Annotated in this window: 14 protein-coding genes; 3 read left to right on the forward strand and 11 right to left on the reverse strand. The window is 63.9% G+C overall.

Features of this window, described 5'->3' with window-relative positions; all coding sequences use genetic code 11:
- Positions 1–100 precede the first annotated feature (100 nt).
- From ACVMIM_RS25235 to ACVMIM_RS25265, 7 genes are read right to left on the reverse strand one after another with little or no spacing between them, the layout of a single operon-like run.
- A complete protein-coding gene (locus ACVMIM_RS25235; protein ID WP_476115205.1) occupies positions 101–688 on the reverse strand; it encodes an NAD(P)H-dependent oxidoreductase in 588 nt (195 codons plus the stop codon).
- A complete protein-coding gene (locus ACVMIM_RS25240) occupies positions 688–1,269 on the reverse strand; it encodes an NAD(P)H-dependent oxidoreductase (protein WP_278048033.1) in 582 nt (193 codons plus the stop codon). Before ACVMIM_RS25240 ends, ACVMIM_RS25235 begins: the two co-directional genes overlap by 1 nt.
- 44 nt (positions 1,270–1,313) lie before the next feature.
- The gene (locus ACVMIM_RS25245) at positions 1,314–2,711 is read right to left on the reverse strand and encodes an FAD-binding oxidoreductase (RefSeq protein ID WP_476117358.1); all 1,398 of its coding nucleotides are present in this window, start codon (positions 2,709–2,711) and stop codon (positions 1,314–1,316) included.
- 2 nt (positions 2,712–2,713) lie between these two features.
- On the reverse strand, positions 2,714–4,012 hold the full coding sequence (locus tag ACVMIM_RS25250; RefSeq protein ID WP_476115206.1) for a cytosine deaminase: 1,299 nt from the start codon (positions 4,010–4,012) through the stop codon (positions 2,714–2,716).
- Between the two features lie 42 nt (positions 4,013–4,054).
- Positions 4,055–4,906, reverse strand: a complete 852-nt coding sequence (locus tag ACVMIM_RS25255; protein ID WP_476115208.1) for an ABC transporter permease — start codon at positions 4,904–4,906, stop codon at positions 4,055–4,057.
- Positions 4,893–5,714, reverse strand: coding sequence for an ABC transporter ATP-binding protein (locus ACVMIM_RS25260; protein ID WP_476115209.1), 822 nt, complete (start codon positions 5,712–5,714; stop codon positions 4,893–4,895). Before ACVMIM_RS25260 ends, ACVMIM_RS25255 begins: the two co-directional genes overlap by 14 nt.
- Before the next feature lie 15 nt (positions 5,715–5,729).
- A complete protein-coding gene (locus ACVMIM_RS25265; RefSeq protein ID WP_041004318.1) occupies positions 5,730–6,734 on the reverse strand; it encodes an ABC transporter substrate-binding protein in 1,005 nt (334 codons plus the stop codon).
- 253 nt (positions 6,735–6,987) lie between these two features.
- On the opposite strand from ACVMIM_RS25265, the gene ACVMIM_RS25270 reads away from it, so the two are divergent.
- Positions 6,988–7,371, forward strand: coding sequence for a RidA family protein (locus tag ACVMIM_RS25270; protein WP_040981965.1), 384 nt, complete (start codon positions 6,988–6,990; stop codon positions 7,369–7,371).
- Positions 7,372–7,552: 181 nt separating this feature from the next.
- Entirely contained in the window at positions 7,553–8,350 is a 798-nt protein-coding gene (locus tag ACVMIM_RS25275) for a creatininase family protein (RefSeq protein WP_476115211.1), read from the forward strand.
- Between the two features lie 9 nt (positions 8,351–8,359).
- On the opposite strand, the gene ACVMIM_RS25280 is transcribed toward ACVMIM_RS25275, so the two are convergent.
- Positions 8,360–8,869, reverse strand: a complete 510-nt coding sequence (locus ACVMIM_RS25280; RefSeq protein WP_476115212.1) for a tyrosine phosphatase family protein — start codon at positions 8,867–8,869, stop codon at positions 8,360–8,362.
- Entirely contained in the window at positions 8,869–9,921 is a 1,053-nt protein-coding gene (gene cobD, locus ACVMIM_RS25285; protein WP_476115214.1) for a threonine-phosphate decarboxylase CobD, read from the reverse strand. Before cobD ends, ACVMIM_RS25280 begins: the two co-directional genes overlap by 1 nt.
- Here cobD and cbiB point away from each other — a divergent pair.
- Positions 9,920–10,927, forward strand: a complete 1,008-nt coding sequence (gene cbiB, locus ACVMIM_RS25290; RefSeq protein ID WP_476115215.1) for an adenosylcobinamide-phosphate synthase CbiB — start codon at positions 9,920–9,922, stop codon at positions 10,925–10,927. The genes cobD and cbiB overlap by 2 nt on opposite strands.
- Here the strand turns inward: cbiB and cobO are convergent.
- The gene (gene cobO, locus ACVMIM_RS25295; protein ID WP_476115217.1) at positions 10,924–11,538 is read right to left on the reverse strand and encodes a cob(I)yrinic acid a,c-diamide adenosyltransferase; all 615 of its coding nucleotides are present in this window, start codon (positions 11,536–11,538) and stop codon (positions 10,924–10,926) included. The two genes, cbiB and cobO, sit on opposite strands and share 4 nt — an antisense overlap.
- A 1-nt stretch (position 11,539) precedes the next feature.
- Entirely contained in the window at positions 11,540–12,085 is a 546-nt protein-coding gene (cobU, locus tag ACVMIM_RS25300; RefSeq protein ID WP_476115218.1) for a bifunctional adenosylcobinamide kinase/adenosylcobinamide-phosphate guanylyltransferase, read from the reverse strand.
- Between the last annotated feature and the right edge of the window lie 30 nt (positions 12,086–12,115).

A 12,115-nucleotide genomic window follows, 5' to 3' on the forward strand; every position in this document is an offset into this window, starting at 1 on the left:
AGGGCGGATGAGGGCAGCGCCAGACTCTTGTAAGTTCGCGCTGCCCCTCCTCTCGCTGCCGCCATCTTCTCCCCGTGGAACGGGGAGAAGAAAGCTAACCTCAAAACCGCTCCAACCGCGCTCTCACCTTCGCTAAAAACGCCGACCGGCTCTTCGGTGTCGACGAATCCATCCGATAATGCGCCAGGAAGAACGTCTTGCAGCGCGTGGCGCACAGCGCCCGCATGCCGCGCAGGATCGTCTTGCGGCCCGGCTGGCCGACGACGGCGCTCCACCAGGTCGGCGCGCCGCAGGTGGTGATGACGCCGACCTTGGTGACATGCCGCATCAGAGAGGTGATCCGCCCTTTGCCGGTCGGTAGCTTGAAGGTGATGTCGGTCGCCCATACCCGGTCGAACCAGCCCTTCAGCATCGCCGGCAGCCCGTACCACCAGGTCGGATAGATGAAGAGGATCGCCTCGGCCCATTGCAGATGCTCGAAATGCGGTTCGAGTGCCGGATCCTCCGGCGCGCGGTCGTTATAGGAGCGCCGCTCCTCGCAGCTCATCACCGGATCGAACCTCTCGGCATAGAGATCGAGCAGCCGCACCTCCCAGCCTCTCCGCGTCAAGACCTCCACCGCAGTGTCGCGGATAGCCGCGCAATAGCTTTCGGGCACCGGATGGCAATAGACCACCAGCACGCGCATCAGAAGGCGTCCATTGTGGCCGCGACCTTCGCCATGAAGGCGTTGCGCGTCTCGTCGGTCGAAAGGTTCATCGAATAATGCGCGAGATAGGAGACGGAAGCGCCCGGCTTGATGGTCGCCCGCAGCATGCGCTTGACGATCTTGCGCGGCGGATCGCCCATCAGCATGGCGCGAAAGCGGCTGCCGCCATAGGTGGTGACGGCCGCGAGCTTGCGGATGTTGTGCAATGTCGGCTGCACCTTGCCGTCGACCAGCTTGAACGACACGCCGGGCAGGAAGACGCGGTCAAAGAAGCCTTTCAGGATCGCCGGATAACCGTAGTTCCAGACCGGAAACGACAGCACCAGCGCCTCGGCATTCTTCAGCCTTTCGACATAACCGGCGACTGCGTCGTTCGGTCCACGCGGATCATGGTAGCCGAGCCGCTCGGCACGCGTCAGTCGCGGATCGAAATCCTCGGCATAGAGGTCGCAGTCGTCGACCGCATGCCCCGCCGCGGCGAGCCGCTCGACGATCGTCTTGTGCAGGCCGGCGTTGAAGCTGGTCTCCACCGGATGAGCGTAAAGCACGAGGATGTTCACGCGAGAATATCTCTGAGGTTTGCGCGAACCACGCTCATCGCAAGTCACCCCGCCTTTTGCAGCCCCTTGAACAGGAAAGACTTGCCGGAGCGGTAGTCGTAGTCCGGATTTTCCCAGGCTATCATCTTGCCGGGATTGAGCAGCCCTTGCGGATCGGTTTCGCGCTTGAAGGCGAGCTGAACCTCGTCCGTTTGCTTCATGCCGCCTTCTTCCAGCGTGTAGCGGTGCGGGTTGAAGATCCAGCAGCCATTGTCCTCATGGATGCGGATGATCTCGTCGAGCCGCTCTTCCGTGGTGTAGCGGACCAGCGGCAGGCCGGCGGCGCCGATCGCGCCGTCGAAGCGGATGAATTCGAGATGCGCCGGCACCTCGTCGCCGAAGCGGTCGACCATCGCCTTGACATGCGCAAGGTGATCCGGCGACGGATAGCGCGCCTGCAGATAGGTGATCGTCGGATCGACCCTGATGGCGCGCAGCGTCGTGTGGTTCCAGGTCAGCTCATAGGCCGGCGGCAATCCCTTCAGGTCGGTCTCAAGGTCGGCCCTAAAGACAATTTCGCCTTTGCTGGCCCGGACAAACGCGAGGAATGCATCCATCGCATGCGGGGCGATCATGCACACCACAATGCTCTGTTCGCGCCGGAAGAACTTTTGGTGCCGTTTGAAATAATCGTAAGGGATGGGCGCCGCGATCGGCGTGATCAGCTTCGCCAGGATGCCGTCCTGCTCGGCGAGGTCGTTGCCGAAGCCGGCCGCGTCCATGAAATCGTCGAAACCGACGATGACGTCGATCCAGTCGTAGGAAGCCGTCAGCGGCATCTCGACCTCGGTTATGATGCCGTTGGTGCCATAGGCGTGCATGACCTTGAGCACGTCCTCGCCGGTGAGTTCCATGACACGGGGCTCGGCCTCCATCGTCACGGTCCTCAGCCGGATCACGTTGCCGAGGTCGCGCAACCCGCCCCAGCGGATCGAGCCGACGCCGCCGGAGCCGCCGGCGACGAAGCCGCCGACCGAGGCAGTGTTGTAGGTCGAGGGCGACATGCGCAGCTCTTGGCTGGAATGCGCCCGCGCCGCTCTGTCGATCTCTGCCAGCACCGCGCCCGGTCCGGTCACCACCCGCCCCGGCGCGATGGTCTTGATCTCGTCCATCTCGGCAAGGTTTAGCACCACGCCGCCCGACAGCGGCATCGCCTGTCCGTAATTGCCGGTGCCGCTGCCGCGCGGCGTCACCGGGACGCCGTGCCTGTGGCACGCGGCAAGTACGCGGATCACCTCGCTCTCGTTCTTCGGCGTGACGATCAGGTCGCCCTTGATATGATCGAGCTGCGCTTTGAGCACCGGGCTGTACCAGTAGAAGTCTCTGCTCTTCTGCTGGACGATGGCCGGATGATCGTCGATCTTGATCCCGTCGAGATCGCGCTTCAGCGCTGCGATATCCATCATCACACCATCAATTCGTCGAGTTCGGCATAATCGGGCAGTCGGCGTTCGATCGCCCTGCCCTCGCGCACCACGATGCGATCCGATTCGGGGCGCGACAGCAATTCAGTCCAGCTCCGTCCTTTGAAGACGATGAAATCGGCGCTGCCGCCGGCGGTCAGCGTGCCGGCGCTTTCGAGCCGCATCACTTCGGCCGGCGTTGCCGCCACCGCCCTGGGCCAGTCGCCGACCGGGTGGTCGAAATGCAGGATGCGCGTCGCCATGCGATAGACTTCCAGCATATCGAGATCGCCATAGGCGTAGAACGGATCGCGCGTGTTGTCTGAGGCGACCGCCACCTTGATGCCGCGCGCCTTCATTTCATGCAGCAGCGTCACGCCGCGCCAGCGCGGGGTGGTGTGGTCGTTACGCCTGTCCTGCAGATAAAGGTTGCACATCGGCAGCGACACCACGGCCAGCCGCGCCTTGGCCACCTTGTCCAGTGTGTCTAGCACCTCGAGGTCCGGCTGGCGCGCCAGCGAGCAGCAATGGCCGACCAGGATGTTGCCTTGGAAACCGTTCCACAGCGACGCCTCGGCGATCTTCTTCAGCGAGACGGCCGCGACATCGTCGGTCTCGTCGGCATGGAAATCGAGATCGAGCCCATGCTCGATCGCCTGGGCGAACACCTGGTCGAGCAATTCCTCGAGATCGGGCACCATATAACTGACGACGCCGAGCACGCCTTTGGCCGCGGCCACGCGCCTCGCCAGCCGCTCGAACCAGGCCTTGTCGCGCACGCCTTCGATGCCGAGCAGACAGGCGGCCTGCAGTTCGATGCGCCCACGCCATTTTTCCCGCATCGCCTCGAACACCGGCCAGGAGATCTCCTCCTGCGGCGGCACGCTGTCGAGATGCGTGCGCACGGCCTTGGTGCCATGTGCGTAGGCTGAGCGCAGCGAGAAATCCATGCGCCGCGCAACGTCCTCGGCGCTCCAGCGCGCGGTGCGGTCGGCGCCGGTGGCATTGAGCGCGCCCATGAAGGTGCCGTCGGGGTTGGGTTTTCGCGGCCAGATGTGGCCCTTGTCGATATGGGTGTGGCAGTCGACGAAGCAGGGCAGCACGATCCGGCCGGCGAGGTCGATCGCATCGGCCGGCGCCCTCGCTCCGCCATGCGCTGCAATGCTTGATATCTTGCCGCCGGCAACGGCCAAATCGGCAAGCGCGAAACCATCAGCATCGAACGATGCGGCAAGCCCGGGCGTCAGCGAACGGTGAATGCGGGCATTGCTAAGCTGGTAGGAACCAGAGGCAGGTATCAAGATCTGGTCCTCCTCGTGATTTCCTCTGCGATTCTAATCACCCTAGCGCTCCTGCTTCAGCGCGCTCTCGTGCCAGCGGCGCAGGATGAGGTGCGACACCAGCGACAGCACCAGGAAGATCAGGATGCCGGTGAGCGAAATCAGGATCAGCGCCGCGAACAGGCGCGGCGCGTTGAGCCGGTAGCCGGCTTCGATGATGCGCGACGCAAGTCCCGACGACTGTCCCTGCGCGCCGGCGACGAATTCCGCCACCACCGCGCCGATCAGCGACAGGCCGCCGGCGATCTTCAGCCCGCCGAGGAAATAGGGCATCGCCGCCGGCAGCCGTAGATAGCGCAATTGCTGCCAGCGCGTCGCGCCGTTGAGCTTGAACAGGTCGCGTAAGTTTCGGTCGACCGAATTCAGCCCCAGCGTGGTGTTGGAGAGGATCGGAAAGAAGGCGACGATCCAGGCGCAGAGCAGCAGTTTGACCGTCTGATTGTTCACATAGATGTTGATCAGCGGGAAGATGGCGACGATCGGCGTCACCTGCAGCACGATGGCGAAGGGGAAGAACGACATCTCCACCCATTTCGATTGAGCGAACAGCACCGCCAGCCCGACACCGCCGATGACGGCGAGCAGCAGGCTGAGGAAGGTGATCCGGAGCGTCACCAACAGCGAGGAAAAGAGCACGCCCGAATCGTTGTGCAGCGTCTGCAGCACCACGCCCGGGCGCGGCAGGATATATTGCGGGATCTCGTTCCAGACGCAGATGCGGTCCCACAGCACGATCGCCAGCACCATTATCGCCAGCGGCAGCACCCATTTGCCGATGCGCTCCAGACGCTCCTGGCGGGCGCGGCGCGCCTCTTCCGGATCGAGCTTCAGCGTGGTGTCGTCAATGGCCGTCATGATGCGATCCGGCGGTTGAGTTGATAGCGTCGACCAGCGCATCCGAGGCCTGCCGGCAAAGCGCGGCATAATCCGACGAGGTGCGGAACGCCTCGTCGCGCGGATAAGGCGCGTTGATGGAGAGTTCGCCATGGACGCGGCCCGGACGCGCGGCCATGACGACGACGCGGCTGGACAGGAACACGCTTTCGAAGACGCTGTGGGTGACGAAGACGACGGTGAAGCGCTCGTCCTGCCACAGCTCCAGAAGATCGTTGTTGAGCTTGAAGCGGGTGATCTCATCGAGCGCGGCGAACGGCTCATCCATCAGCAGGATGCGCGGCTTGGTCACCATGGCGCGCGCGATGGAGACACGCATCTTCATGCCGCCGGAAAGCTCGCGCGGCACGGCATTCTCGAAGCCGGTGAGATGGACGCGCGACAGCATCTCCCTCACGGCTGGTTCCGCCTTGGCGCGCGACACGCCCTTCAGCCTGAGCGGCAGCCAGACATTGTCGAAGACGCTGGCCCAGGGCAGCAGCGTCGGTTCCTGGAAGACGAAGCCGGTATTCGAGCGGTCGATCGAGCCGCGCCAGTCGAGCTGGCCGGAGGTCGGCGTCGACAGGCCGGCGATCAGCCGGAGCGCCGTCGACTTGCCGCAGCCGGAAGGGCCGAGCAGGCTCAGGAAATCGCCTTCGCGTATCGCCAGGTCGACTTTGCTCAGCGCCGTCACGCCGTTGGAAAAGACCTTGCCGACATTGCGCAGCGCAAGCAGCATCGAGGCCTCGCCCGATGCCGCCGGCGTCTCAGCCACTTTCTCCTGGATCATCTCAGGCAGGCCGCCTTACTTCTTCAGCTCCAGCCCGACACCCTTGTTGATGAACGCCAGCGTATAGGCCTTCTTGATGTCGAGCCCCGGCTGCGCGACCTTGGCCTTGACCATCTTGTCGTAGAAACTCTGGATGCGCGCTTCGCTCATCGTGCCGATGCCGAGCTTTTCGGAATCGCCCGAATCGACGATGCCGAACTTCTTCAACTGCTCGATCGAGAAGGCGATCTGCTCATCCGTCATATCGGGATTGTCCTTCTTGATCATGTCGTTGGCGGCCTTGTTGTCGCCGTAGAGGTACTTGTACCAGCCCTTGGCCGAGCCATCGACGAAGCACTGCACCACCTCCGGCCGCTTGTCGATCGTATCCTGCATCACCTCGATGGTCGTCGCATAGGTGTCCCAGCCATTATCGGCAAGCAGGAACTGATTCGGCATGAAGCCTCCCTGCTTCTGCACCGCGAACGGCTCGGACGTCACATAGCCTTGCTGGATCGACTTCTTGTTGGCGATGAACGGCGCCGGATTGAACGTGTAGGGCACGCGCTTGGCGGCATCGAAGCCGAGATCGGTGACCATCCATTGGAAGAAGGTCTGCGCGCCCTCGTCGCCCATGATGTACTGGTCGGCGTTCTTCAGGTCCTCCCATTTGTCCAACCCCTCTCCCGGATGGGACATGATGACCTGCGGATCCTTCTGGAAATCGGCGGCAACGACACGCATCGGAATGCCCTGCTGCACGGCATCGAAGGCCGAAAGCAGATTGCCGCCCATGTAGAAATCGATCTTGCCGGCAAGCAGCATCGGCCGCCCGCTGACCTGCGGGCCGCCCTGCATGATGGTGACGTCGAGGCCGCAGGCGGCATAGGTGCCGTCGGCGATGGCCTGGTAGTAGCCGCCATGTTCCGGCTCGGCCAGCCAGTTGGTGCCGAACGTAACCTTCTCGTTCGCGGCCGCGCTCAGCGTGCCTGCCGCCAGCAGGACGGCGGCGCCCGCCAGCATCTTTCCTTGTCCGATCATAAACATCACCCTCTCTTGGCCCGGGCGCGCGACGCGCTGGGCTCGACACCGTTGTTTCAAGAAGCAAGACACATGCCACCGCCTGGGCCGCCTGCTTGTGCGGCAATCATTGCCGAGACCGGACGGATCATGCCGTACGCGAGGCATCGTGCCTATTTTTTGAACGCCTGTCCATAATCGCCCCAGCGGCATGCACCGCATCTTGAAGGTTTCATGAATCGAGCCTTAGTCTGCAGGCGCACAGGAGAATGCGATGCTGAAATACCTCGCCCCCAAGACCATCAAGCCCCCTTTTGCCCGCTACAGCCACGGCGTTGAAATACCCGCCGGAAAACGGCTGGTGCTGTGCTCGGGGCAGTTGGGCATCGGCCCCGACGACACCGTACCGGAGGATGCCGGGGCACAGACTGAGCTTTGCTTCAAGAACATCGCCGCGATTCTGAGCGAAGCCGGGCTGACCTTGAACGACACCGTGCGCATCAACGCCTTCGTCACCGGCCGCGAGCACCTGCAGGCCTATATGGATGTCCGCAACCGGCTCTTTTCCGATCCCGCGCCGGCATCGACACTGATGATCGTTTCCGGCTTCGCCCGCCCGGAGTTCAAGGTCGAGGTCGAGGTGCTGGCGGCAGGGTGACGGTTGCCCGCGGCGGCCAAGCACACTAGAGCCGGATGATTTCAGGTCGGATCGACCTGAAATCTGAATCCGACTCTAAATCAAAGAGATAGAGCATGATGTCGTCCGAAAACCGCTTCACACTTTTCGGCATCATGCTCTAGACCGCCCTTGCGGCGTAGCAGACCATTGGGAGAATGAAGTGGCGACAAGACGTGTGTGGTGGGGCGACTACCGGACGACCGAATATGCCTCGATCGACGCCGAAGCGACCATCGCCGTGCTGCCGGTGGCGGCGATCGAGCAGCATGGCCCGCATCTGCCGGTCTCGACCGACACCTCGATCATGGTGGGCATGCTGGAGACGGTGATCGCGCGCCTGCCCGACGATCTCGACATCCGCATCCTGCCGGTGCAGGCGGTCGGCAAGTCGAACGAGCACTTGCATGCGCCGGGGACGCTCACTTTGCCCGCCACCACCTTGGTCGACGCCTGGACGGAACTTGGCCTGTCGGTCGCCCGCGCCGGGGTGAGAAAGCTGATCATCGTCAATTCGCATGGCGGCAATGAAGAGATCATGGGCATCGTTTCGCGCGAATTGCGCGTGCGCGCCAAAATGCTGTCGGTGAAGACGAGCTGGCAGCGTTTCGGCCGCCCGGCGGGCATGTACACCGAGCTCGAAGATCGTCACGGCATCCATGGCGGCGATGTCGAGACCTCGCTGATGCTGCATTTCCGGCCCGACCTCGTCGACATGGGCAAGGCCGACAATTTCGTTTCCAATGTCGGCCGCGCCGAAAAGGAATTCGCCCTGCTGCGCCACACCGGCACGCACGCCTTTGCCTGGATCGCCAGCGACCTCAATCCGAACGGCGTGGTCGGCGACGCCTCGATCGCCACGGCCGAGAAGGGCCGCCTGACGGCGGAAATGCAGGCCGACGGTTTTATCAACCTAGTCAGGGACGTTCGCAAAGCGAAGCTCGCGGAGTGGCTGCTTTAGGCCGACGGACTAAGCTTTAATATCGAGTTCGAAGGGTATCCCCTCGAACGCGTCGGCACCGCGTCCGATCGCCTCGATCGCCGCGATCATGCGGCCATCCCGCTGAAGCAGCATATCGGCGACGGCGATCAATCGTGGGTTGGGCGTTGCCGTCGGCGAGAGGAAGCGCAGCGTGTGGGCGAGTTCCATCTCGTCGCGCTTGGGCGAAAGCGCCGCCGCGATGATGTAAGCCGATGCGGTCGAGCGGCTGACACCGGCATAGCAATGCACGACCAGCGGTTTCACGCGATTCCAGCGATAGGCGAAGTCAAGCAAGGCCCGCACATGCTCCTCGCCCGGCATCGTCATGCCTTCCTGCGCCACGGCGATATCGTGCATGACGAGGTGCAGGTGGTTTTCCGCCAGGATCGAAGCCGGTCGGGTCACCTCCGTGCCTGCGGCAAGCAGGGACAGCAAGCGCTCAGCACCGGTCCGTGCGACAGTTTCGTCGACTTTCGACAGCGAACAGACATGGATCATCATCCGGACTCCTGGTGCACATCCTCGCGCCGACCGGCCCACGCGGCAAGGGCGCCCTCAAGCCGCCGCCATTCCGCTTCGCTGCCCGGCAGACCGATGCGCAAGACCTGCGGCCGCCCGGCAAAATGGCGGACCAGCACGCCGCTAGAGCCAAGCGCCGAAAAAAAGCCCGGGGCCTCGGCAAACGACAAATAGCGGAACAGGCGGGTGCCCCCGGCGACCAGAACATCGAACCGGCCAAGCAGCGCGTCGAGCCGCCCGGCATCCTGAGCCAGACGCTGCCGCATGACGGTTTGCCACTCCGTGTCCGACAAGGCGCGGATGCCGTATTCGAGCGCCGGGCCGGCCACCGCCCAGGGTCCCAGTTGCGCATCCAGCCGCTCGGCCGTCAGCGGATCCGCCAATGCGAAGCCGAGTCTCACACCCGCGAGGCCGAAGAACTTGCCGAACGAGCGCAGCACGACAATGCCGCCCTCCCCGACATCTCCCGCCAGGCTGTGCTCGATCGGGCCGACATCCATGAAAGCTTCGTCGACGACAAGCAGCCCGCCTTTGGCGCGAAGCCGCGCCGCGAGTTCCAGCAAGCGCGCCTTTTCGATCACTCGCCCGTCCGGATTGTTGGGGTTGACCAGCACCGCAAGGTCCGCATCGGCCAGCGCGTCGAAATCACTGACTTCGGCAACCGCATGGCCGGCGATAGCCGCCGCGCGCGCGTGTTCGGCATAGGTCGGGCCGAGCACCAGCGCCTTGCCGGGCCGCAGCAGCGAGGCCACACGCGGCAGGAGAATCTGCGTGCCGGGCGCCGCCGCCACATGCGCCGCCGACGGCGCGCCATAGGCCGCAGCCGCAATTTCGGCCAATTCGCGCAGTTGTCCTGCCTCCGGCAATCGGGTCAGGATGGTGGCGGGCAGTTCAAAAAGCGGATAGGAGTGCGGGTTGATACCTGTCGAGAGGTCCACGAAAGGTTGCGGCGCATGAGGAAAAAGCGCGCTTGCCCGGCCAAGGCTGCCGCCATGATCAACCGCTGCGACCACGCCGCTTAGAAGCTTCATGTCTGTCCTGATCGCTTTCCTGTCACTCGCCATCGAACGCGCCCTCGGCTATCCGGACTGGCTGTTCAACGCTATCGGCCATCCGGTAACCTGGATCGGCAGGCTGATATCCTTTCTCGATTGCCGGCTCAACCGCGCCACCGATTCCGACGAATTGCGTCGCCGCCGCGGCGTCCAGGCCCTGCTCGTCATCCTGCTGGTCCCCGGCCTTATCGGTCTGGCGCTGCATGTCATGCTCTGGCTGATCTTTCCGTCGGGTCTGGTCGTCGCTGCCATCCTCGGCTCCACCCTGCTGTCGCAGAAAAGCCTTGCCGAGCATGTCGAAAACGTCGCCGACGCGCTGGAGACTGGCGGCCTGACGCTCGGTCGCATCGCCGTCTCGCGCATCGTCGGCCGTGATCCGGAAAAGCTCGACAAGGCGGGCGTCGCACGCGCTGCGATCGAAAGTCTGGCCGAGAATTTTTCGGACGGCATCGTCGCGCCTGCCTTCTGGACCGGCATCGGCGGCCTTGGCGGAGGTGCAGCCTACAAGGCCGCCAACACCGCCGATTCGATGATCGGCCACCGCACGCCGAAATATGAAGCTTTCGGCCGTGCGGCCGCCCGCTTCGACGATCTGATCAACCTGCCCGCATCTCGGCTCACCGGCCTGCTCATCGTGCTGGCGGCCTTTCTGGTCCCGGGCGCCGATCCGCGCTCCGCCTGGCATGTCATGCGCCGCGACGCCAGGAAGCACCGCTCGCCCAATGCCGGCTGGCCGGAGGCCGCCATGGCCGGCGCGCTGGGGCTTTCGCTCGCCGGACCGCGCAGCTATGGCGGCGAAGTCGTCCAGGATGCCTTCATGGGCGAAGGCGGCCGCCGCGAGGCCGAAAGCACCGACATCCGCCAGGCGCTGAAGCTCTACCGCATGGCGGATTGGCTGCTGATTGGCCTGTTCGCGGTCGTCTCGGCGATCGTGATCTACTTGACCCTTCTGATCGGCGGCCAAGGCGCCAGCGCGCTTTAGAATTCGATCCCTTGCTGTGCCTTCACGCCGGCGGCGAAATGGTGCTTCGTCAGCCCCATTTCGGTGACGAGATCGGCCGCCTCGACGAGCAGCGGCTTGGCGTTGCGGCCGGTGACGATCACGTGCAGATCGTCCCGGCGCGTCTTCAGTGCCGCGACCACTTTTTCGAGGTCCAGATAATCGTAGCGTAGCGCTATGTTGAGCTCGTCGAGGACCACGAGGCTGATCGAGGGATCGGCCATCAACTCGAGCGCCTTGGCCCAGGCGGCCTCCGCGGCTGCGATGTCGCGTTTAAGGTCCTGCGTCTCCCAGGTGAAGCCCTCGCCCATCGCATGCCAGACGACGCGGTCGCCGAAGGCGGCGAAAGCATCCTTCTCGCCGGTATGCCATTTGCCCTTGATGAACTGGACGACGCCGACACGCTTGCCATAGCCCAGCATCCTCAGCGCCAGGCCGAACGCTGCCGTGGTCTTGCCCTTGCCCGGTCCGGTGTTGACGATCAGCAGCCCCTTCTCGATCGTTTTGCCGGCCACCTCGGCATCCTGCACTGCCTTGCGCTTCGCCATCTTGGCGCGGTGGCGCTCGGCGTCCTTTTCCTCGATGTCAGCCATGTCATTTCACCTTGAGCGGCAACCCCGCCACCATCATCAGAACGCTGTCGGCTGTCGCCGCGACCTGCTGGTTGAGCCGGCCGCCGGCGTCGCGGAACCGGCGCGCCAGCGCGTTGTCGGGCACGATGCCCAGTCCGACCTCGTTGGAGACCACGAACCACGGCCCGCGCGGCCGCGACAGCGCATCCTTGAGCCGCTGGCATTCGGCCTCGACATCATGTTCGGCCAGCATGTGATTGGTGAGCCACAAAGTCAGGCAGTCGATCAGCGCGGGTTCGTGATTCGGCAAGGCCTCGATTGCGCCGACCAAATCGAGCGGCGCATCGATGGTGACCCAGCCTTCGCCGCGCCGCGACCGGTGCAGCGCGATGCGCTCGCGCATCTCGTCGTCATAAGCCTGTGCCGTGGCGATGTAGGTCCAGGGCGACGGGTTCGCAGTCGTCAGCTTCTCGGCATAAGAGCTTTTGCCCGAGCGGGCACCGCCCAGGATGAAGGTCAGTTTCCGATCGGAAGCTCTATTGCCGCTCGCGGCTGTCGCGCCGGTCATTCCCGCCTTCACCTTGGATGAACAATGTCG

The sequence above is a fragment of the Mesorhizobium sp. USDA 4413 genome (assembly GCF_056280365.1).